The organism is Streptomyces sp. BoleA5, from assembly GCF_000373665.1.
Taxonomy (GTDB): domain Bacteria; phylum Actinomycetota; class Actinomycetes; order Streptomycetales; family Streptomycetaceae; genus Actinacidiphila.
In genome coordinates this window covers 93,512-114,542 of record NZ_KB892124.1, presented here as the reverse complement: position 1 = coordinate 114,542, position 21,031 = coordinate 93,512, and the positions used below count along the sequence as shown (strand labels likewise).

Below are 21,031 nucleotides of genomic sequence, written 5' to 3'. Positions count from 1 at the left end.
CCGGGGCTCGGCGCCTACAGGACCCCGATCCGCTGCAGTGCCCGCGCCTGACGGCCGGAGGGCCGCAGGGGCCAGTACAGGTAGCAGACGCCGCCCGTGCCGCTGCGCAGCTGCCCGTCAGCGGTGTAGCGCTTCGTCCTGAGCCAGATCGTCTCGAACTGCGCCCGCTTGTAGACGCGGCGCACCGAGGCGTCGTCGGGGCTCGCGGGGTCGTTGGCGATGACGTCGCCGTCCGCGGTGAAGCCGATGACGCACATCAGATGCCCGGAGGTCCCGTACCCCGCGCCGTCGAGTTCGGTGGCGAGGAAGGACTGGGACGTTATCACCGGGATGCCCGCCCTGATGAGCAGTTCGACGTCGCCCATGCCCCGGAGCCGGGTGATGACGCCCACCATGTCGCGGTAGGTCGCGGCATAGGCCGCGTTGAACGGCCAGTTGCCGCAGCCCTCGTACTGGCTGTCGTAGGTCTGGCGGGCGGCGTGGTCGACCTGGGGGTCGGCGTAGGAGGGGTCGACCCAGGCCAGGTCGGCGGCGGTCGGCTCGCGGCCCCAGTACTCGATCACCATCTGCGAGCCCGTCGGGCTGCACCAGGCCTCGCCACCGTTGTCGTACTGCGGGTACTGGCCCTTGTGGATCTCCTGCGAGTAGCGCGGCACGGGCAGTTCGATCCCCCGTCCCACGCCCGGCACCGAGGCCGGCACGGTGAACCGGTCGGGGATGTCGGAGGCCATGGCCCCGAGCCGCCACACGGTGGGGGTGACCCGCGAGCCGGGGGTCCGCAGCAGGGTGAGCCGCAGCCGGTAGGAGGCGAGCCGCAGGCCCGAGGCGGGGTCGTCGACGGAGAGCGTGTCGGTCCAGACGCTGCTCCTGCCGTCGCTCTGGTCGTCGACGGAGGTGCGCCTGATGTCCGCGTCACCCGAGGCCCAGCGGCCCATCACGTACCACGGCGAGCGGCTGCCGTCGGTGTAGGCGGCCCGCAACTCGACCTGGATCCACGTGCCGGGAGGCGTGCGGGCGTTCCAGGAGGCCACGATCTCGGTCGCCGGGTGCCGCGGGGTGTGCTCGGGAGAGGTCCAGGTGGCGGTCTCCCACGGGGCGGTGATCCGGGTGTGCGGGTCGGTGTACTCGATCGTGCCCGTGGGGCGCAGGATGGCCACGCCGGGGCGCGGGCCGGGCACGACACCGGTGCCCGAGCCCCGCCCGCGGTGCCAGTCGGCCCAGCGCGTCCAGGCGCGGTAGTCCACGGGGGCCGCGTCGCCGTCGTGGGCGCCCGGCATGCCCACCACGTCGTCGGCGAGGTCGCACGCGTCCGCGTCGGACGCGGCGAGGGCCCGCGGGGCGGTCGCCGCCGCGGTGGCTGCCGCGATGGCGGCGGCCAGCACCGTTCGACGCGGGGTCGGTCGGGTCATGGCGGGGGTCCCCCTGTCATGGGCATGGACGACAGGTGCACAACTATCGCTCCACGCGGGCCTTTCGACCAGCACCCCCGAAAGAATCCGGGCACATTCATTGGTCGATACCTCTGACACAGAGAAAGGCGGGGCCCGGCGAATCGTCAAGCATATCCCTGCCCGTTTCGGCGTAATTCCTCATATTGAACTACCGGATAAACGTCGAACGGAGTGTCATACCGCAACCGGGACGGACCGATGAGAATGTGGCGCCGCCGGCCGACCGCACGCCGCCCCGGAGGAACCGCCCGATGACATTCGCCGCCGGACGCCGGCGCACGCTGGCCGGCCTCGCCCTGCTGTTCACCGGCGCCACCGGATGGCACGCGTCCGTGGGCGAGGCGGCGACGCCGCTTCCCGCGGCCTGCACGACCTCGGTGCCCTTCCGGTCCGGGACGCAGGGCTACCACACCTTCCGGATCCCGGCGGTCGTACGCGTCGGCGGGACCACCGTCCTCGCCTTCGCCGAGGGCCGGCGCAACTCGGCGGCGGACGACGGTGACATCGACGTCGTGCTCCGGCGCTCCTACGACGGAGGCTGCACCTGGGAGCCCCTCCAGGTGATCGCCGACGCCGGCACCCAGACCTTCGGCAACCCCGCCCCGGTGGTCGATCCCCGCACCGGCCGCGTCGTCCTGCTGATCTGCCGCGGCACCGGCAGGGCACGGCTCGTGCACGAACTGCACAGCGACTCCGGCGGCCTGACCTGGTCCGCGCCCCGCGACATCACGTCCACGGTCAAACCCCCCGGCTGGCGCTGGTACGCGACCGGTCCGGGGCACGCCATCGCCCTCAGGAGCGGCCCGCACGCCGGACGGCTGCTGGTACCCGCGAACCACACCTCCGTCCTGGCAGGCGAGACGCTGCACGGCGCCCACGCCCTGTACAGCGACGACGGCGGGCAGAACTGGCACCTCGGATTCGTCCAGGCGCTTCCCGGGGACTGGCTCAACCTCAACGAGAGCACCATGGCCGAACTCCCGGACGGCCGGGTCTACGTCAACAGCCGTGACGACCGCGGGTTCTCGGCCCCCACCCGCGCCGACGCCTACAGTCCGGACGGCGGGCTCACCCTCACCGGCGTCTTCCGGCCTCAGGGCGCCTTGGAGGGCCCCGAGGTGCAGGGCAGCGTACTGCGCACCCGAACAGGGGCCCTGGTGTACTCGGGCCCGGCCGACCCCGCCAAGCGCCGCCTGATGACCCTCCGGGTCAGCGGCGACCAGGGCGCGTCGTGGACGTCTGGACCTCCCGTCAGCGACCTCCCCGCGGCCTACTCCGACCTCGTCGAACTCCCCGACGGCACGGTCGGCCTGCTCTACGAGACCGGAATCACCTCCCCGTACGAGTCGGTGACGTTTACGCGGTTGACGCAAGGGCCGAACGGGTGGATTCCCACATCCGGCCCCACGGCGGGTCGTTGAGCAGGGTCCACAGAGTGATCTTCCATAAGGAGAACGAATGATGCGCATCGCGAAGGCCGCGGCCCTGACCGCCGTCGCCGGCGCCACCGTGCTCGGTGCCGCCGGTGCCGCCACCGCGTCCGACCACGGTCGCGGCTACGACCACGGCGGTGCCTCGGCCCAGGCCGCCGCCGTCGGCTCGCCCGGTGTCGCCAGCGGCAACGTCATCCAGATTCCGGTGAGCGTGCCGATCAACCTGTGCGGCAACACCATCAACATCCCCGGGCTGCTCAACCCCGCGGCCGGCAACGTCTGCGTCAACGCGTGATCCGGCGCCCCATGAGGGGCGCGGAATGACGCACCGAGGGGTGTACGGGAAATCCCGTACACCCCTCGGGCCTTGCGACTCAGGCGGAGTGCACGGCCATTTCCTCGGCCAGCGCCGCCGCGAAGGAATCCACGTCCTCCTCGGTGGTGTCGAACGAGCACATCCAGCGGACCTCGCCGGTCGACTCGTCCCAGAAATAGAAGCGGTAGCGCTTCTGCAGCCGTTCGCTGACCTCGCGCGGCAGCAGCGCGAAGACCGCGTTGGCCTGTACGGGGCGGACGACGGTGACACCCTCGACGGCACGGACGGCCGACTCCAGGCGCCGGGCCATCGCGTTGGCGTGACCGGCGCTGCGCAGCCACAGGTCGCCGGCGAGCAGCGCCTCGAACTGCACCGACACGAAGCGCATCTTGGAGGCGAGCTGCATGGACAGCTTCCGCAGGTGCTTCATCGCCCGCACCCGCTCCGGGTTCAGCACCACGACGCACTCGCCCAGCAGCAGCCCGTTCTTGGTGCCGCCGAAGGACAGCACGTCCACGCCCGCGTCCGTGGTGAACGCGCGCAGCGGCACCCCGAGGGTGGCCGCGGCGTTGGCGATCCGCGAGCCGTCGAGGTGGACGGCCAGACCCCGCTCGTGGGCGTGGTCGCAGATCGCACGGATCTCCTCGGGCGTGTAGCAGGTGCCCAGTTCGGTGGACTGCGTGATCGAGACGACCTGCGGCTGCGCGCGGTGCTCGTCGTCGAAGCCCCAGGCCTCCCGGTCGATCAGCTCCGGGGTGAGCTTGCCGTCCGGGGTGGGCACGGTGAGCAGCTTCAGGCCGCCCATCCGCTCCGGGGCGCCGCCCTCGTCCACGTGGATGTGGGCGGAGGCGGCGCAGACGACCGCGCCCCAGCGCTCGGTGAGCGCCTGCAGGGCCACGACGTTGGCGCCGGTGCCGTTGAAGACCGGGAAGGCCTCGGCCCGCGGGCCGAAGTGGGCGCGGAAGACGTCCTGCAGGTGGGCGGTGTAGTCGTCCTCGCCGTAGGCGACCTGGTGGCCGCCGTTGGCGAGGGCGATCGCCGCCAGCACCTCGGGGTGGACGCCCGCGTAGTTGTCGCTGGCGAAGCCCCGGACGCGGGGGTCGTGGTGCCGGACCGCGTCGGTCCGGGGTGCGGTCACGGGCGGGGTGTCAGCCACTGGCGGGTTCCGTTCACTTCTTCGGCGGGCCGGTTCCACACGTCCGCGATGGCGTCGGCCAGGTCGGTCACATCGGTGAAGCCCGCGAACTTGGCGTTCGGGCGCTCCTTGCGCATCTGCTCGTGCACCAGCGCCTTGATCACCAGGACGGTGGCGGCGGCGGACGGGCCCTGCTCCCCCGCGAGCTTGCGGAACGAGTCGCCCATCGCCAGCGTCCACGCCTCGGCGGCGGCCTTGGCCGCGGCGTACGCCGCGTTGCCGGCGGTGGGCTGGGTGGCACCGGCGGCGCTGATCAGCACGTAGCGACCGACGGGGCTGGACAGCAGTCCGTCGTGGAAGGCCAGCGAGGTGTGCTGGACGGTGCGGATCAGCAGCTTCTCCAGGAAGTCCCAGTCCGCGAGGTCGGTCTCCGGGAAGGAGGCCGAACCGCGCCAGCCGCCGACCAGGTGGACCATGCCGTCGATCCGGCCGTGCTCCTTCTCGATGCGGCCCGCCCACTCGCGGGTGGCGTCCAGGTCGAGCAGGTCGACGATGTCGCCGGTGATCCCCGCGCCGCCGGCGTCGAAGCGGGCCAGGTCCACGGCCTCGGCGAGCCGCTCCGGATTGGCGTCGGCGGCGATGACCCAGGCGCCGGCACGGGCGAGTCGCTGCAGCGTCGCGCGTCCGGCGGGGCCGCCGGCCCCCGCCACCGCGATCACGGCTCCGGCCAGGGGTCCCCTGGCCGCCTCGTTGGCTTCCGTCATCTCCGCCGCCTCCTCGCCTGAATCGGTCACGCGGCCACCTGGCCGGTGCCGTGGGCCGTGATGCCCTTCGTCGAGGCGATCACATCACGCAGCTTCTTCGCCAGGGCCTCGTAGAACATGCTGAGCGGAAATTCGTCCGGCAGCACGTCGTCCACGAGCTTCCGCGGCGGCTGGTCGAGGTCCAGGGCCTCCGGGCCCTTGGCCCAGACCGAACCGGGGTGCGGCGAGAGGTAGTCCGCGACGAGGTCGTAGGCGGCGAACCAGTGCACCAGCTTGGGGCGGTCGATGCCGTCCCGGTACAGCTTCTCGATGTCGGCGCACAGCTGGTTGGTCACCTGCGGGGCGCGCTGCCAGTCGATGTGGAGCCTGTTGTCCGTCCAGCGTACGGCGTCGTGCTTGTGCAGGTAGGCGAAGAGCAGCTGGCCGCCCAGGCCGTCGTAGTTGCGGACGCGGTCGCCGGTGACCGGGAAGCGGAAGAGGCGGTCGAAGAGGATCGCGTACTGGACGTAGCGGCCCATGCCGTGTCCCTCGGCCTCCAGCTGCACGGCCTCCTTGAAGGTCGTGAGGTCGCAGCGCAGCTCCTCCAGTCCGTACATCCAGAACGGCTGCCGCTGCTTGATCATGAAGGGGTCGAAGGGCAGGTCGCCGTGGCTGTGCGTGCGGTCGTGGATCATGTCCCACAGCGTGAAGGTCTGCTGGCTGAGGTCCTGGTCGCCGAGGAGCTCGAGGGCGTCCTCGGGGAGTTCCAGGCCGAGGGTGTCCACCGCGGCGCGGCTCACGGCGCGGAAGCGGGCGGCCTCGCGGTCGCAGAAGATACCGCCCCAGGTGAAGCGCTCGGGCGCCTCGCGGACGGCGACGGTCTCCGGGAAGAGCACGGCGGAGTTCGTGTCGTACCCGGGGGTGAAGTCCTCGAAGGTGATCGGCACGAAGAGGGGGTTGTCGTAGCGGGTGCGCTCCAGCTCGGACAGCCACTCCGGCCAGACGACGCGCAGGGCGACGGCCTCCAGGTTGCGGTCCGGGTTGCCGTTCTGCGTGTACATCGGGAACACCACGAGGTGCTCCAGGCCGTCCCGGCGGTCGGCCGCGGGGTGGAAGGCCAGCAGCGAGTCGAGGAAGTCGGGCACCGCGAAGCCGTTCTCGGCCCAGCGGCGCAGGTCCACGACCAGGGCCTCGTGGTAGGCCTTGTCGTGCGGCACGAGCGGGGAGAGGTCCTCGATGGCGCGGACCGCCCGGTTCAGGGCGCCCTCGGCGTCGGCGCGCTCGGGCGCGCCCTCCGCGGAGAAGTCGATCGAGCCGTCCTTGCTCTGCCAGGGGCGGATCTCCTCCACCGCCTGCTTCAGGACCGCCCAGGCCGGGTGCCGGACAATGCCGCCGCCGGACACACCGGCCTCGCTGGTGGCTGCGCTGTCCATCGATGCCGCGACCGGCGACAGAATTTCCGTCACGACCCCTCCTTCGCTGAAGAACCTGTTGTCAGCTCACCGTATATACGGCAGCTTCTCCCGTTCAAGTGGAGGCGGAGGAGATTCTTCCGCTGATGCGGCCCCGGACCGTGGATCTTCCTGCGGGCGGCCGCGCCGTTCATGCCGCGTTCGGCCTTGCGCCGCAAGGGCCCGCTAGGCTGCCGACTGTCCGTCGATCACGCGCAGCACCCAGCACGGAAGCGATCCCCTTTGAGCTTTCTCACCGTCGGCCACCGCGGTGTCATGGGCGTCGAGCCCGAGAACACCCTTCGTTCCTTCGTCCGCGCCGAGCGCGAGGACATGGACCAGATCGAGCTCGACCTGCACCTGAGCAAGGACGGCGCCCTGATCGTCATGCACGACGTGAAGGTCGACCGCACCACGGACGGCTCCGGTCTGATCGGCGACTTCACCCTGGACGAGCTGCGCGATCTGGACGCGGGGCACGGCGAGCGGATCCCGGTGTTCGAGGAGGTGCTGGACGCGGTCACCAAGCCGATCCAGGCCGAGATCAAGGACGTCGCGGCGGCGCGCGTGCTGGCGGCGACGATGCTCGAGCGCGACCTGGCCGGGCGCGTGGACGTGCTGTCCTTCCACGACGAGGCGCTCGCGGAGATCCGCGAACTGGTGCCCGACGTGCGCACCGTCCTGGTCGCCCAGGGCCCGATGGGCTCGGAGATCGTCACCCGGGCCCAGGCGGTCGGCGCGAAGCTCGTCAGCCTGAGCCTGCGGCGGATCAGCCTGGCGCTGGTGCAGGAGTGCCACCGCGCGGGGATCTCGGTGATCTCCTGGACCGTGAACACCCCGGCCGACCTCGCGCTGGCGCGGGCCCTCGGCCTGGACGGCGTCGTCACCGACATGCCGGCGGTCAAGCGCGCGGTCGAGGGCGGCCTCACCGACTGGTGACCCTGCCCGGGTCGGGCGGGGCGGGCGGGGCGAGGCGAGGCGGCTCAGGCGAGCTTCTTGACCAGCAACTCGAAGGCGAGGTCGTCGCGGGTGGGCAGCCCGAACCGCGCGTCGCCGTACGGGAACGGGCTGGTGCGGCCGGTCCGTACGTAGCCGCGGCGCACGTACCAGGCGATCAGGTCCGCGCGCTGGGTGATCACCGTCATGTGCATCTCGTCCGCCGCCCACTCCTCGCGGGCCAGCCGCTCCGCCTCGGCGAGCACCAGCTTGCCCACGCCGCCGCCCTGGAGGGCCGGGCGCACGGCGAACATCCCGAAGTAGGCGTGCCCGTCGCGGTTCTCCAGCTGGCAGCAGGCCACGACGGCGCCGTCCGACTCGACCGCGAGGATCAGGCTCCGCTCGCCCTCGATGACGGCCGCCACGCCCTCGGGATCGGTGCGCTGGCCTTCGAGCAGGTCCGCCTCCGTCGTCCACCCGGTGCGGCTCGACTCGCCGCGGTACGCCGACTCGATCAGCGCGACGAGCGCGGGGACGTCCTCACGGGTGGCGGTACGGAAGACGGGGCGGGCGACGGGCTGTGCGGTCTCCATGGCGGGGGCGTCCTCTCGGCGGCGGCGGTTCGTCCCGAGGCTAGCCGTTCGTGCCGGGAGGCGGCACAAAACCCCTGGCCTCTACGTGCCGCACGAACTCCTCGGGCGGCGCGCACCCCCGCCGGCGCACCCACTGCTCCCAGGCCAGGTCCCACGCCCACGTGCCGTCGGTGGCCCGCCCGACCCTGACGTACTCGTAGGGCCCCTCGGCCAGCGGATCCGGGGCGTGGCTCGCGGCGACGACGAGTACCCGGCCTGCCGCGAGGTAGTCGGCGAGCGGTTCGCGCGACTCCTCGGGCAGGCTTCCCGGGACAAGGGTCATCTCGCGGCCCCTGCCGCGGCCGACACGGGCGGGAGCGGCGGCGAGGACCGGTAGGCCGTGGGCGGCCGGGTTGGCGGGCCAGCCGCGGCCGGGGGAGGTGGGCACGAAGCGCTTCTCGCCCGTGGGCGGCTCCCCGGCCTCCAGCGTGACGCCGAACCCGCCCTCCCGCAGGCGGGCGGCCAGCAGCGCCGTCTCGGGTTCCGTCCCCCGCTCGCCCTCCGCGGCGAGCGCGCGCAGCCGTCCGCGGACCTCGGCGAGCGGCACACCGAACACCTCGCGCACCGTCTTGAAGGCACGCGCGGCCGCGGTGCCGGGCAGCGGCTCGGCGCGCAGCACCACCTCGCCGTGGGCGGCGATCAGGGCGGCGCTGACGTGCTCGGGGACCTCGCCGCGTCCGCACCCCACCTCGCCGGCCCCGCATGCCTCGCAGCCGCCCTGCACGCTCCAGTGAAGGACGCCGTCGATGACGCACACACCGGCGTGATAGCCGGCCTCGGCGCCGCAGCGGGTGCAGGTCGTGAACAGCGGGGCGATCACGCCGGGGCCGTGCTCCATGCAGGGCAGCCTCGCGCAGCCGGGGACCTCGTGTCAGCCGGTTTTCCGGGCGGCGCGTGGGTAGCTTCGGGCCCGTGACGAACGTACTGAGCAGCCGGATCCTGCTGCGGCCGACGGATCTCGAGCGGTCCCGCGCCTTCTACCGCGACGACCTGGGGCTGGCGGTCTACCGCGAGTTCGGGCCCTGGGAGGAGCGCGGCACCGTGTTCTTCCTGGGCGGGGGCTTCCTGGAGGTCTCGGGGCGGGCCGACGGGCCGCCCGCCCCGGGGCTGCGGCTGTGGCTCCAGGTCGAGGACGTCGCGGAGTGCCACCGGCGGTTCGCCGGGCGCGGGGTGCGCATCGTGCGGGAGCCCGTCCGGGAGCCGTGGGGGCTGGTCGAGATGTGGCTCGAGGATCCCGACGGGATCGAGATCTGCGTGGTGGAGGTGCCGGCCGATCACCCGCTGCGCTACCGCCCCTAGGCCCGCTGCTCAGGCCGGGTCCACGCCCGTCTCGGCGCAGGCCGCCGCGAACCGGCGGACGCCCTCGGCGATCTCCTCGGTGCCGCTGGTGTCGGCGAAGCTCAGGCGGACGTACGGGGCCGGGGCCTCGGCGGCGAAGTAGGGGCGCCCGGGGGCCACGGCGGTGCCGGCACGCAGCGAGGCGGCGGCCAGGGCGGACTCGTCCGTGCCGTCGGGGAGCCGGAGCCAGAGCTGGTAGCCGCCGACGGGGACGTGGACCCCGGCCGTCAGACCCGGCAGTTCGCGGTGGAGGGCGGCGGACATCGCGTCACGGCGGTCGCGCAGGCCCGCGGAGACGGCCCGCAGATGGCGGGGCCAGGCGGGGGCGCCGACGAGTTCGAGGGTGGCCTCCTGGAGGGGCCGCGGCACGAAGAAGCTGTCGACGACCTGGATGGCGCGCAGCCGCTCCATGACCGGGCCGCGGGCGACCAGCGCGCCGACGCGCAGGCTGGGCGAGGTGGGCTTGGTCAGCGAGGTGACGTGCACGACGGTGCCGTACGGGTCGTCCGCGACCAGGGGCGGCGGCGGTTCGGCGCCGTGGCCGAGGCGCCGGGCGAAGTCGTCCTCGATGACGAAGGCCCCGGCGGCGCGGGCGATCTCGGTGATCCGGTGGCGGCGGTCGGCGGCGAGGACGGCCCCGGTGGGGTTCTGGAAGAGCGGCTGGCAGAAGAAGACCCGGGCGCCGGTGGCGGCGAAGGCGTCGGCGAGCAGCTCGGGGCGCACGCCGTCCTCGTCCACGGGGACGGGGACGGGACGCAGGCCGGCGGCGCGCGCGACGGCCATGGCGCCGGGATACGTCGGCGACTCGACCAGCACCGGCGAGCCGGGCGGGGCGAGCGCGCGCAGGGCGGTGGTGAGCGCGGCCTGGCCGCCCGCCGTGACGAGGACGTTGGCGGGGCCGAGGGCGCCGCCGGGGCCGCCCGCCTCGCGGGCGAACCAGGCCCGCAGCGCCGTCAGCCCCTCCAGCGGCGGCATGTCCCAGGCGCCGGGCCGGCGGGCGGCGCGGGCGAGCGCGGCGCCGAGGGCCTGCCCGGGCTGGAGCGAGGAGTGCAGATAGCCGCCGTTGAAGGCGATGACCCCGGGCGGGGGTACGGCGAGGCTGGCGGTCACGCCGGAGGCGTCGACGACCCTGGGCGCGGGTTCGCCGTGCTGCTCCTCGACGGTGAGGGCGACCTGCTGCCAGGAGGTGTCGACGGCCCGAGGTCCGGCGGCGGCGCTGCGGGCACGGTAGGCGCCCGCGCCGGGACGGGTGACGACCAGCCCCTCGGCCGCGAGGGCGGCCAGGGCGCGGGAGACCGTGACGGGGCTGACGCCGAAGCGGTCGACGAGAACACGACTCGACGGCAGCTTCTCGCCCGGCGAGTAGCGGTGAAGCTCATCGCGCAGGGTATCCGCGAGGTTTCCGGAACTGCTACCGTCATTCATGACAGCACAGAATAGCGCTACTGCGGTTCCGCCGATAGCGGTCGGGAGCCGCGCGGGCGGCACCGCTCTCGCCGGACTGGGCGTCGCCGCCTTCTCCCTGACCTTCCCCGCGACGCACTGGGCGCTGACGGGGCTCGGCCCCTGGACGGCCACCACCGTCCGGGGCGTGCTGGCCGCGGCCGTGGCGGCCGTCTGTCTCACCGCGGCGCGGGTGCCGGTGCCCGACCGCCGGTACTGGCCGGGGCTCGCGGTCGTGGCCCTCGGTGTCGTCCTCGGCTTCCCCCTGCTGACCACCCTGGCGCTGCGCACCACCGACACCTCGCACGCCGCCGTCGTCGTGGGCGCGCTGCCGCTGGTGACCGCGGTGCTGGCCGCCGTACGCGTCGGGACGCGCCCGTCGAAGCCGTTCTGGTCCGCCGCCGTCGCGGGCGGTGCCGTCGTGGTGGGCTTCGCCCTCTGGCAGGGCGGCGGAGCCCTGACCACGGGCGACCTCTTCCTCTTCGCGTCGCTGCTGGTCTGCGCGGCCGGCTACGTCGAGGGCGGGCGGCTGGCCTCGGTCATGCCGGGCTGGCAGGTCATCGGGTGGGCGCTGGTGGGCGCGCTGCCCCTGACGGTGCCGGCGGCGGCGGTCGCGCTCGCGCTCGAACCGGTGCACCTCGGCGGGCAGGCGGTGGCGGGGCTGCTCTGGGTCTCGGTGGTGTCCCAGTTCCTCGGGCTGATGGTCTGGTACCGGGGCATGGCCGCCATCGGCGTCGCGCGTGCCAGCCAGTTGCAGCTCGCGCAGCCGTTGCTGACGCTCGTCTGGGCCGCCGCGCTGCTCGGCGAGGACCTGGGCGCGCTGACCGGGCCGGCCGCGCTGGCGGTCCTGGTGTGCGTGGCCGTCACCCAGCGGGCCCGCAGCTGAGGCCCTGTACGGCCCCGCCGCGCTCCCCCGGTACGCCCGTGCGCTGGAGTGTGCGCCGCCGTGGCCGGGCATCCTCCGCGCAGGAGCCGAAGGAGGGCCGCTCATGCACGGACCACCGCTGGTGGCCTGGCTGCTCGTGGTGCTCGGCACCGCCACGGGGGCGTACTGCCTGTTCCGCACCCGGCTCGGCTGCCCCGGCACCGGGCCCGAGGAGCGCCGGGTGGCGCGCGCCGAGGCGCTGATGGGGATGGGCATGGCCGCGATGGCGGTGCCGGTGTCGGTCCTCGATCCGCCGCGGTGGGCCGCCGCGGCCTTCGGCCTGGTCTTCGGCGCCGCCGCGGTGCGGGCGCTGCTGCTGGCCCGTCACGACGCGCACCATCTGCACCACGCGGTGGGCGCCGGGGCGATGGTCTACATGGCGGTGGCCATGGCCGAGGCGGGCGCCGTCGGCGGCGCGGCCCACGCGGGCCACGCCCCTGCCGGGACGCCCGCGGCGACCGGGCTGCTGCTGGCGTACTTCGCGATATACGTCCTGGCCGCGGGCGTCCGTCTGGTCTCGGCTCCGGCCACCGTGGCCGCGGCGGGTACGGGGGCCGCGGGGGGCGCCGTACCGGTGGCGCACGCTCCCGAACTGGCCTCGGCGTGCCGCGTGTCCATGGCGATCGGGATGTTCGCCATGCTCCTCACCCTGTGACGGCAGTGAGGCGCGTCACTTTCCCCTCGAAGACCGTACCCGTGCGGAGCGACGCCCTCATAGTGTGGCGGCATGACCGTCCCGCTCGCGCTGCTCCTGCTCGGTGCGGTGGCGGCCGCCATGGCCCCTCGCCTGCTCACCCGCGCCGCCTGGCCCGAGCGGGAACCGGTGCTGGCCCTGTGGGTGTGGCAGTGCGTGGTCGGCGCGGTTCTGCTGTGCCTGTTCCTGGCCATGGCCCTCAGCGCCTCCGCCACCTGGACCTGGCTGCGCGAGGGGCTGTTCGCCTTCGCCCCCCGGGGTGTCGTCGCCGCCTACGAACTGCCCGGCTACGGTCCCTGGGCGGGCTATCTGGCGGTCCTGCTGGCCTGCGGCGGCGTCTGGACGGCGGCGATGCTCGCCCGCGAGATCCGCAGGGCCGGCGCCCGGCAGCGGGCACGCCGCGCCGAACTGCGGGCCCGTTCGCCACGGCTGCCCGGTGAGGCCGCCGCCTCCGACGAGCGGCTGGTCGTCCTGGAGAGTGAGCGTCCGGACGCCTGGTGGCTGACCGGCCCCCGGCCGCAACTGGTCATCACCACGGCCGCGCTGCGACGCCTGAAGGGGCGTCAGCTCGACTCGGTACTCGCCCACGAGCAGGGCCACGCGCGGGCCAGGCACGACGTCCTGCTGCACTGCGCCGGCGCACTGGCCTCGGGGTTCCCGCAGGTGCCGGTCTTCGCCGGGTTCCGCGACCAGGTGCACCGGCTCGTCGAGCTCGCCGCCGACGACATCGCCTCACGCCGCTTCGGGCGGCTCACGACCGCGCTGGCCCTGGTCGAACTCAACGAGGACCGCGGTGTGTTCGGCCCCTGTCCGGCGCCGGACGCGCAGGTCCCGGTCCGCGTCAACCGGCTGCTGGACCCGGCGCCCCGCCTCACCCGCCTCGGCCGCGCCCATGCCTCCGCGTGCGCGCTGCTGATCCCCGTCGTGCCGTTGGTCGTGGCATTCGGCCCGGGAATCGGGGCGCTCACGTAGCCTCGGCTGTATGCACGCCCCTCCCGCACCGTCCGACGTCCGGGATCCCGACCGCGCCCTGCGCACCGCGTGTCTGAGCCAGTGCGCGGCGGCCTCCGCCGCCTTCCTGCTGCTGCTCGGGCTCGTCGCGGCGCGCTGGGGGCCGCTGCTCGCCGCCGACCGGGCCCTCACGGTGGAGCTGCACGCCGTCGCGGTGCGGCACTCCGGCTGGACCCGGCTCAACCGCGTGCTCACCGACTGGGTCTGGGATCCGCTGACGATGCGTCTGCTGCTGCTCGCGGCCGTGGTGTGGCTGCTCGTACGGCGCGAGAACCGCAAGGCCCTGTGGCTGGTGCTGGCCGGCACCCTCGGCTGGGTGATCCAGCAGGCCGCCAAGGCCCTCGTCGGCCGGGAACGCCCGCGCTGGCCCGACCCCGTCGACTCAGCGGCCTTCGCCGCCTTCCCCTCCGGCCACGCGACGACCGCCGCACTCGTCTGCGGCGCCCTGCTGTGGCTGCTGCTGCTGCGCGTGCCAGCCCGCTCCCCCTGGTTCGTGGCCGCCTGCGCCGTCGCCTTCGTGTCGGTCGTCGGCGTCGGCTTCACCCGCGTCTACCTCGGCGTCCACTGGCCCTCCGACGTCCTGGGCGGCTGGCTGCTCGCGGCGGCCGTCCTCACGGGCACGGCCGCGCTCTGCGAACCCTGGCGCACGGGCACCGGGGAACCGGACCGGCCGCCCCCCTGAGACGCCGTACCGCCCGACGGTTCGGGGGAGGATGGCGGGCATGACCATCAAGGGATACATGTTCGACTTCTCCGGGACGCTACTGCGGGCCGAGCCCGCCCGGCGCTGGCTGGGCACGGTGCTGGAGCGGCTGGGGGTCACGCTCGGCGAGAGCGAACTGGCGGCCTACGCGGAGCGCCTGGAACGGGCCGGCGGGCTTCCGGGCGGCGCGCCGCCGGAGCGCGTGCCGGCGCGGCTGGAGCGGCTGTGGCAGGAGCGGGATCTGTCGGCGGAGCACCACCGCGCGGCGTTCACCGCGCTGGCGCGGCAGGTGGAGCTGCCGTGGGAGGAGGCCTACGAGGCGCTGTACGACCGGCACATGGAGCCTGACGCCTGGTCGCCGTACCCGGACGCGAGGGAGGTGCTCGGGGAGTTGCGGCACCGGGGCGTGCCGGTGGCGGTGGTGAGCAACATCGGTTGGGACCTGCGGCCGGTGTTCCGCGCCCATGGTCTGGAAGAGCTGGTGGACGTCTTCGTCCTGAGCTTCGAGCACGGCGCCAAGAAGCCGGATCCGCGGCTGTTCCGCATCGCGTGCGAGGGGCTGGGCCTGCCGCCGGAGCGCGTCGCGATGGTCGGGGACGACCGGCGTGCGGACGGCGGGGCGGCGGCGCTGGGCTGCGCGGTGCACCTGGTGGACCACCTGCCCGTGGAGCAGCGCCCGTCGGGGCTGCTGCCGGTGCTGGAGCTGACCGCCTGACGGGATGTGAGCCGCCGGCGGAGATGCGGTACCCGGCGGTCCCCCGCGCCGCCGGGTACATGCACCTCACCCCCGTGACCCGCATGAGCATGCCACTCACGGCGGGCCGGCTCTGAGTATATTGGCTCCGAGCCAGTCAACGCAGGAGTAAAGCATGTCCCCTCGGCGACCTTCGGTCAATGAAGCGATGCGCCGGCGTTCACGGGAGCGCCTGCTGCAGGCGACCGTTGAACTGGTGGAGGAGCGCGGGTACGAGGCCACGACGCTCGGGGACATCGCCGACCGCGCGGGCACGGCACGCGGTCTGGTGTCGTACTACTTCCCCGGCAAGCGGCTGCTGCTGCAGTCGGCCGCGCACCGGCTGATGCACTGCGAACTGGCCGCGGCGCTGAGGCGGGAGCCCGCCCCCGCCGACGGCCGCGAGGTGCTGGCCCGGGCGATCGACGCCGTCCTGGCGCTGCCCGTGCGCCATCCGGTCGTCATGCGGGCGCACATGGCAGGCATCCTCCAGGCGGAGGGGTTCAGCGAGTGCGAGGAACGGCAGCGCCTGGCCGAACTGCTGCTGGGCGCCGTACGGGCCTGGGGTTCGGCGGACCCCGAGCAGGACTACCGGATGCTGCGGGCTCTGCTCATGGGCGGGGTGTTCGCGCAGTTGATCCCGGGCGCGGCCATGCCGCTGGCGCGGCTGAGGGCCGACGCCTTCCAGCGGTACGGCCTGCCCTGGGAACTCGGCGTTCCGCCGGGCGACCTGCCGCCCGGCGGAACGCCGCTGCCCGGGACCGCTCAGCGGTAGTCGGGCTGGGTCTGGACGTTGAGCTCGGCGATCCTGATGCCCCGGGCGCTGTCGGTGCGCCGGTCGGAGATCTTGAGGACGTCGAAGCCCTTGGCGATGTCGTTCGAGTAGATGTAACCGTTGTAGTAGTAGGCGCTCCAGGAGCCGCCGAGGGTCAGCGTGTCGGCCGAGATGGGCCCGCGCTCGAAGAAGCCGATCTCCTTGGGTCGGGCGGAGTCGGTGAAGTCCCAGACGGAGACGCCGCCCTGGTACCAGGCCTGGACCATGATGTCGCGGCCCTTGGCGGGGATGAGCGACCCGTTGTGGGCGACGCAGTTCTCGGTGTCGGCCTGGTGGCGCGGGATCTTGTAGTAGTTGCGGAAGACGAGCTTGGACTTGCCGTGCTTGCGGACGATGTCGTAGATGCCGTCGGCACCGCGCTGCGGACCGATCGCGGCGTTGCACTCGGCGCCGCCACCACCGCCCAGCTCGTCGGTGAAGACGACCTTGTTGCCCCGTTCGTTGAAGGTCGCCGAGTGCCAGAACGAGAAGTTGACGTTGTCCTGGACGCGGTCGAGGACCTTCGGCCGCTCGGGGTCGGAGATGTCCATCAGGATGCCGTCGCCCATGCAGGCGCCAGCGGCGAGCTTCAGCTTCGGGAACGCGGTGATGTCGTGGCAGCCGGTGGTCTCACTGACCCGGGCCTGGGTGTCGGTGGGCGGGACGCCCGGGTTGCCGCCGTCCGGGAAGAGGACGGGGAAGGCCGTGACGGCAGCCTGCTCCGGGTGGTTGCGCGGGATCTTCACCACGGAGATGCCGTCGTGCGGCGGCTGGCAGTCGGGGAAGGAGGCGCTGGGCGAGTAGGAGGACACATAGACGAACAGGTCGCGCTTGCCGGGCACGAGGGTGTGGGTGTGGGAACCGCAGGCGGTCTCCACGGCGGCGACGTAGCGCGGGTTGGCCTTGTCGCTGATGTCGAAGACCTTGACGCCCTCCCAGGAGGACTTCTCGGCGGCGGACTGGCTCGTGCTCGCGCAGGAGTTGTCGGAGCGCGAGGAGTCGGTGGACAGGACCAGCAGGTTCCCCGAGACCGAGATGTCGTTCTGGGATCCGGGGCACAGGACCTGGCTGACCATCTTGGGGCTGGTGGGACGGCTGATGTCGTAGATGACAAAGCCGTCGTAGTTGCCCGCGAAGGCGTATCTCCCCTGGAACGCCAGGTCGGTGTTGAACCCCCCTAGGGACTGCTTGGGTATGTTGACCAGGTGCTCGACGTTGGCGCTCGTGACGACCTCGTCGACACCCGGGATGCTCCCGTCGGCCGTGGCGGGGGCGGGGACCGCCAGTCCGAGCAACGTGACGGCGGCGGCCGCCAGGGTCGCCAGTCGTCCGGGGCGAGCGAGGGCTGTACGTAAGCGCTTCACCGCGTCCTCCCTTGTATCCGTTCGCGATTGAACTTCATGCGGACCCCGGCAGTATGGCCCTTCTCATGTGCGCGTCAAAAGATGACAATGCTCTGGTGTTTTCCTCGTATCGCGTTGCGACGCTGCCCGCGCTGGCCCTCACCGCCTCCTTAGTGCTCGCCCTGACCAGCTGCGATGGCGGTTCCGGGAGCGATTCCGCGTCCGCCGCGCCCTCGGTCATCGCGCCGGGCGCACCGGGTGAGAAAGCCACCACACTCTCCAGGGACGAGGCGGCGAAGGCCCTGCCCGACGACTCCCCGAACCCGGCAGACCTCACCTATGTGACGAACATGGTCGCCCACCACCAGCAGGCGCTTGTCATGACCGCCCTTGCCGACAACCACGCCTCGGGGGAGCAGGTCCGGGCGCTCGCCGCACGCATCGACGCCGCGCAGGGCCCGGAGATCGACGTCATGGAGGCCTGGCTCAAGACCAACGGCGGCTCCCACGGCACCGCCCACGACCATGACCACGCCTCGATGCCCGGAATGGCGACCGCGGCGCAGCTGGCCGCGCTGCGCGAGGCGCGCGGCGCCGAGTTCGACCGGCAGTTCCTGCGTCTGATGATCGCCCACCACCGCGGAGCGGTGACGATGGCCACGGACGTGCTCACGCACGGCCGCAACGTCCAGGTCGGCGAGTGGGCGAACGACGTGATCGCGCAGCAGAGCGCCGAGATCGCCCGGATGCGCGCCATGGGCTGACATCCCGGACCGCGACACGCTCCGGTGCCCTCCCCCCGGCGGCCCCCTCGGTGCGATGCTGGACGTGGCCGCCCGTCCCGCCCGCTCCGGGCGGCACACGGGCCGCCGAGGTGAACCCAACCCTCGCCGAAGGGGAGGCGCCCGTGCTGCGTGTGGCAGTCGTCGGTTCAGGTCCCAGCGGGGTGTACACGGCCGAGGCGCTGACCCGCCAGGAGGCGGTGCCGGACGTCTCCGTCGACGTTCTCGACCGGCTGCCCTGCCCCTACGGGCTGGTCCGGTACGGGGTGGCCCCCGACCACGAGAAGATCAAGTCCCTGCAGGGCACGCTGCGGCGCGTCCTGGAGGACCCCCGGATCCGTTTCCTGGGCGATGTGACCGTCGGGGGTCCGGGGCTGTCCCCGCGGGCCCTGCTGGGGCTGTACCACGCGGTGGTGTACTGCTTCGGCGCCGCGACGGACCGCCGGCTGGGCGTGCCCGGGGAGGACCTGCCCGGCAGTTGCGCGGCCACGCACTTCGTCTCCTGGTACAGCGCCCATCCCGACGAGGCTCCCGACGGTTTCCCGCTGCGCGCCCGCTCCGCCGTCGTCGTCGGGGTGGGCAACGTCGCCGTCGACGTGGCCCGCATCCTGGCCCGGGGCGGCGAGGAACTGCGCCGCACCGATGTGCCCGAGGGAGTACTGCGGGCCCTGGCGGACAGCCGCGTCACGGACGTCCACATGGTGGGGCGGCGCGGGCCCTCGCAGGCGAAATTCACCACCAAGGAGCTGCGCGAGCTCGGCGACCTGCCCGACGCCGACGTGCTGGTACGCCCCGAGGAGCTGGAGCTCGACCCCGCGTACACCGATCCGCAGGACCTCGTACCGGTCGCCCGGCGCAATGTGGAGGTGCTGCGCGGCTGGGCCTCCCGGCCGGCCGCGGGCCGGCGGCGCCGCATCCATCTGCGGTTCTTCCTGCGACCCGTGGCGGTGCTCGGTGAGGACGGGGTGACGGGGGTGCGGTTCGAGCGGACCGCTCCGGACGGGCGGGGCGGGGTGCGGGGCACCGGTGTCCTGGAGGACATCGACGCCCAACTGGTGCTGCGGTCGGTCGGTTACCGCGGCGTACCGCTGGAGGGGCTGCCCTTCGACGACCGGCTCGGCATCGTGCCCAACGAGGAGGGCCGTGTGCTGCGCGGTGGTGTGCCCTCGCCCGGAGAGTACGTCGCCGGCTGGATCAAGCGCGGGCCGACCGGGGTCATCGGCACCAACCGGCCCTGCGCCAAGCAGACGGCGGCGGCCCTGGTCGCCGACGCGCGGGAACTGCTGGCCCGCCGCACCACGGCCGCCGATCCGCTGGAGGGGCTTCGGGCACTGGGGCAGGACCCGGTGGAGTGGACCGGGTGGGAGGCCATCGAGGCCGCCGAGGCGGCGCTGGGCCGGTCGCTGGACCGCGCGACCGTGAAGATCCCCGACTGGGAAGGGCTGTTGGCAGCCGCACGCCCCACGGGCTGAGACCCGCGGGGAGCGAATGGAGCCCCTCCGCGATCACCAGGCCGTTCACGCCCACCGGGATCCCGGGCAACTGCCTCGTCGGGCAACTGCCTCGTCGTTCCCCCGCTCACCCGCGCCGCGTTCGAGGAGCTGCCCATGGCGACGCCGCCGCACCGTCCCGCCGTCCATCCCGTCGACGAGGTCCTGCCCGCCGTCCAGCTCGGGGCGTTCGGGCTGCAGCACGTACTGGCGATGTACGCCGGCGCGGTGGCCGTGCCGCTCATCGTCGGCGGTGCGCTGAAGCTGCCGCCCGCCGACCTCGCCTACCTGATCACGGCGGACCTGCTGGTGTGCGGCATCGCCACGCTGCTGCAGTGCGTGGGCTGGTGGCGGTTCGGTGTCCGGCTGCCCATCATGCAGGGCTGCACCTTCGCGGCGGTCGCGCCCATGGTGCTGATCGGACAGGACGGCGGACTCCCCGCGATCTACGGCGCCGTCATCGCCTCGGGAGTGGCGATGGTCCTACTGGCACCGGTCTTCGGGCGGCTGCTGCGGTTCTTCCCACCGCTGGTGACCGGCACCGTGATCCTGGTCATCGGGCTCAGCCTGCTACCGGTGGCGGGCAACTGGGCCGCGGGAGGGGCGGGTTCGGCCGACTTCGGGGCGCCGCGGAACATCGGGCTGGCTGCCGCGGTGCTCGTGGCCGTCCTGCTGGTGCAGCGCTTCGCGCCCCCTGCCGTCGCGCGCATCGCGGTCCTGGCGGGCATCGTGCTGGGCACCCTGGCGGCCGTGCCGCTGGGCTTCACCGACTTCGGCGCGGTCGGCGACGCCGACTGGGTCGGGATCAGCACGCCGTTCCACTTCGGCACGCCCGACTTCCAGGGCGCGGCGATCGCCTCCATGCTCGTCGTGGCCCTGGTGACGATGACCGAGACGACCGGCGACATCATCGCCGTGGGCGAGTTGACCGGCCGCCACGTGGAGCCGCGGCGGCTCGCGGACGGGCTGCGCGCCGACGGCGTGTCGACCGTGCTCGGCGGGGTCTTCAACACCTTCCCGTACACCGCCTACGCCCAGAACGTGGGGCTGGTGGGGATGACCCGGGTGCGCAGCCGCTGGGTGGTGGCGACCGCGGGCGGCATCCTCGTGCTGCTGGGGCTGCTGCCCAAACTGGGCGCCGTGGTCGCGGCGATCCCGGCGCCGGTGCTGGGCGGCGCGGGCCTGGTGATGTTCGGGACGGTGGCGGCCAGCGGGGTGCGGACCCTGTCCACCGTCGACTTCCACGGCAACGGCAATCTGACCGTGGTGGCGGTGTCGGTCGCGGTCGGACTGCTGCCGGTCGGCGTCCCGAATGTGTACGACGCCTTCCCCGACTGGTTCCAGACGGTGATGGACAGCGGGATCAGCGCGGGGTGCATCACCGCGATCGCGCTGAACCTGCTCTTCAACCACCTGCCCGGCGGCCCCGGTTCAGGCGCGGACGAGGCCGCCGACCCCGCCGGGCCGCCCGTCCTGCCGGTCGGTGGCGGCGAGGACGCCGTCCACGAGCCCGGGGAGGAGCGCCTCTAGGTCGGCGCGCGGCGCGTTCGTCTTGGACGTGCCCCGGTGGTTCCGGGTGACCACGCCGGCGCCCGGAGCACCCGGAAGAGGGCTCTCCCGCCCGGCTCGACCGCGGATCTGCCAGCCGGATCCCGGGG

General features: G+C 73.2%; 21 protein-coding genes. 13 read left to right on the top strand and 8 right to left on the bottom strand.

The window, feature by feature from the left end; genetic code table 11:
- Positions 1 to 14: 14 nt before the first annotated feature.
- On the bottom strand, positions 15 to 1,409 hold the full coding sequence (locus B085_RS0130350) for a peptidase C39 family protein (RefSeq protein ID WP_026251603.1): 1,395 nt from the start codon (positions 1,407 to 1,409) through the stop codon (positions 15 to 17).
- A 293-nt stretch (positions 1,410 to 1,702) separates the two neighbouring features.
- Here B085_RS0130350 and B085_RS44275 point away from each other — a divergent pair, with 293 nt between their 5' ends.
- Positions 1,703 to 2,872 (top strand): sialidase family protein, encoded by a 1,170-nt coding sequence (locus B085_RS44275; RefSeq protein ID WP_018562371.1) that lies wholly within the window; start codon positions 1,703 to 1,705, stop codon positions 2,870 to 2,872.
- Positions 2,873 to 2,909: 37 nt separating this feature from the next.
- Complete coding sequence (locus B085_RS0130340) at positions 2,910 to 3,179, top strand: chaplin (protein WP_018562370.1); 270 nt, start codon at positions 2,910 to 2,912, stop codon at positions 3,177 to 3,179.
- 79 nt (positions 3,180 to 3,258) lie between these two features.
- On the opposite strand, the gene B085_RS0130335 is transcribed toward B085_RS0130340, so the two are convergent.
- Genes B085_RS0130335 through B085_RS0130325 form a run of 3 tightly spaced genes read right to left on the bottom strand, consistent with a single transcriptional unit; the run spans position 3,259 to position 6,544 of the window.
- A complete protein-coding gene (locus tag B085_RS0130335; RefSeq protein ID WP_018562369.1) occupies positions 3,259 to 4,356 on the bottom strand; it encodes a threonine aldolase family protein in 1,098 nt (365 codons plus the stop codon).
- Positions 4,335 to 5,099 (bottom strand): SDR family oxidoreductase, encoded by a 765-nt coding sequence (locus B085_RS0130330; protein WP_026251602.1) that lies wholly within the window; start codon positions 5,097 to 5,099, stop codon positions 4,335 to 4,337. Before B085_RS0130330 ends, B085_RS0130335 begins: the two co-directional genes overlap by 22 nt.
- Positions 5,100 to 5,125: 26 nt before the next feature.
- A complete protein-coding gene (locus B085_RS0130325) occupies positions 5,126 to 6,544 on the bottom strand; it encodes a DUF6421 family protein (protein WP_420706630.1) in 1,419 nt (472 codons plus the stop codon).
- A 228-nt stretch (positions 6,545 to 6,772) separates the two neighbouring features.
- On the opposite strand from B085_RS0130325, the gene B085_RS0130320 reads away from it, so the two are divergent.
- Entirely contained in the window at positions 6,773 to 7,468 is a 696-nt protein-coding gene (locus tag B085_RS0130320; protein WP_018562366.1) for a glycerophosphodiester phosphodiesterase, read from the top strand.
- Positions 7,469 to 7,512: 44 nt separating this feature from the next.
- Here B085_RS0130320 and B085_RS0130315 read toward each other — a convergent pair whose 3' ends face one another.
- Both B085_RS0130315 and B085_RS0130310 read right to left on the bottom strand, forming a co-directional pair.
- Positions 7,513 to 8,058: a GNAT family N-acetyltransferase gene (locus B085_RS0130315; protein ID WP_018562365.1), complete on the bottom strand. Its 546-nt coding sequence runs from the start codon at positions 8,056 to 8,058 to the stop codon at positions 7,513 to 7,515.
- A gap of 40 nt (positions 8,059 to 8,098) precedes the next feature.
- Entirely contained in the window at positions 8,099 to 8,935 is an 837-nt protein-coding gene (locus B085_RS0130310; RefSeq protein WP_018562364.1) for a hypothetical protein, read from the bottom strand.
- A gap of 74 nt (positions 8,936 to 9,009) precedes the next feature.
- On the opposite strand from B085_RS0130310, the gene B085_RS0130305 reads away from it, so the two are divergent.
- Positions 9,010 to 9,396 (top strand): VOC family protein, encoded by a 387-nt coding sequence (locus tag B085_RS0130305; RefSeq protein ID WP_018562363.1) that lies wholly within the window; start codon positions 9,010 to 9,012, stop codon positions 9,394 to 9,396.
- 9 nt (positions 9,397 to 9,405) lie between these two features.
- Here the strand turns inward: B085_RS0130305 and B085_RS0130300 are convergent, their stop codons facing one another.
- Positions 9,406 to 10,860, bottom strand: a complete 1,455-nt coding sequence (locus B085_RS0130300; protein WP_018562362.1) for a PLP-dependent aminotransferase family protein — start codon at positions 10,858 to 10,860, stop codon at positions 9,406 to 9,408.
- Between B085_RS0130300 and B085_RS0130295 the strand changes: the two genes are divergently transcribed.
- From B085_RS0130295 to B085_RS0130265, 6 genes are all read left to right on the top strand, one after another.
- Positions 10,859 to 11,764 (top strand): DMT family transporter, encoded by a 906-nt coding sequence (locus B085_RS0130295; RefSeq protein WP_018562361.1) that lies wholly within the window; start codon positions 10,859 to 10,861, stop codon positions 11,762 to 11,764. The two genes, B085_RS0130300 and B085_RS0130295, sit on opposite strands and share 2 nt — an antisense overlap.
- A gap of 103 nt (positions 11,765 to 11,867) precedes the next feature.
- Complete coding sequence (locus B085_RS0130290) at positions 11,868 to 12,458, top strand: DUF5134 domain-containing protein (protein ID WP_018562360.1); 591 nt, start codon at positions 11,868 to 11,870, stop codon at positions 12,456 to 12,458.
- A gap of 72 nt (positions 12,459 to 12,530) precedes the next feature.
- A complete protein-coding gene (locus B085_RS0130285; protein WP_018562359.1) occupies positions 12,531 to 13,469 on the top strand; it encodes a M56 family metallopeptidase in 939 nt (312 codons plus the stop codon).
- Positions 13,470 to 13,479: 10 nt separating this feature from the next.
- The gene (locus B085_RS0130280; protein ID WP_018562358.1) at positions 13,480 to 14,190 is read left to right on the top strand and encodes a phosphatase PAP2 family protein; all 711 of its coding nucleotides are present in this window, start codon (positions 13,480 to 13,482) and stop codon (positions 14,188 to 14,190) included.
- A gap of 40 nt (positions 14,191 to 14,230) precedes the next feature.
- On the top strand, positions 14,231 to 14,926 hold the full coding sequence (locus B085_RS0130275) for an HAD family hydrolase (protein ID WP_018562357.1): 696 nt from the start codon (positions 14,231 to 14,233) through the stop codon (positions 14,924 to 14,926).
- A gap of 154 nt (positions 14,927 to 15,080) precedes the next feature.
- Complete coding sequence (locus B085_RS0130265; RefSeq protein ID WP_026251600.1) at positions 15,081 to 15,719, top strand: TetR/AcrR family transcriptional regulator; 639 nt, start codon at positions 15,081 to 15,083, stop codon at positions 15,717 to 15,719.
- Here B085_RS0130265 and B085_RS0130260 read toward each other — a convergent pair.
- On the bottom strand, positions 15,710 to 17,083 hold the full coding sequence (locus tag B085_RS0130260) for an LVIVD repeat-containing protein (protein WP_202470593.1): 1,374 nt from the start codon (positions 17,081 to 17,083) through the stop codon (positions 15,710 to 15,712). The genes B085_RS0130265 and B085_RS0130260 overlap by 10 nt on opposite strands.
- A 104-nt stretch (positions 17,084 to 17,187) precedes the next feature.
- On the opposite strand from B085_RS0130260, the gene B085_RS0130255 reads away from it, so the two are divergent.
- The 3 genes from B085_RS0130255 (at position 17,188) to B085_RS0130245 (ending at position 20,903) form a co-directional block, all read left to right on the top strand.
- Positions 17,188 to 17,865, top strand: a complete 678-nt coding sequence (locus tag B085_RS0130255) for a DUF305 domain-containing protein (protein ID WP_078620152.1) — start codon at positions 17,188 to 17,190, stop codon at positions 17,863 to 17,865.
- A gap of 143 nt (positions 17,866 to 18,008) precedes the next feature.
- The gene (locus B085_RS0130250) at positions 18,009 to 19,355 is read left to right on the top strand and encodes an FAD-dependent oxidoreductase (protein WP_026251597.1); all 1,347 of its coding nucleotides are present in this window, start codon (positions 18,009 to 18,011) and stop codon (positions 19,353 to 19,355) included.
- Positions 19,356 to 19,490: 135 nt separating this feature from the next.
- Positions 19,491 to 20,903, top strand: coding sequence for a nucleobase:cation symporter-2 family protein (locus B085_RS0130245; RefSeq protein ID WP_018562351.1), 1,413 nt, complete (start codon positions 19,491 to 19,493; stop codon positions 20,901 to 20,903).
- Positions 20,904 to 21,031 lie beyond the last annotated feature (128 nt).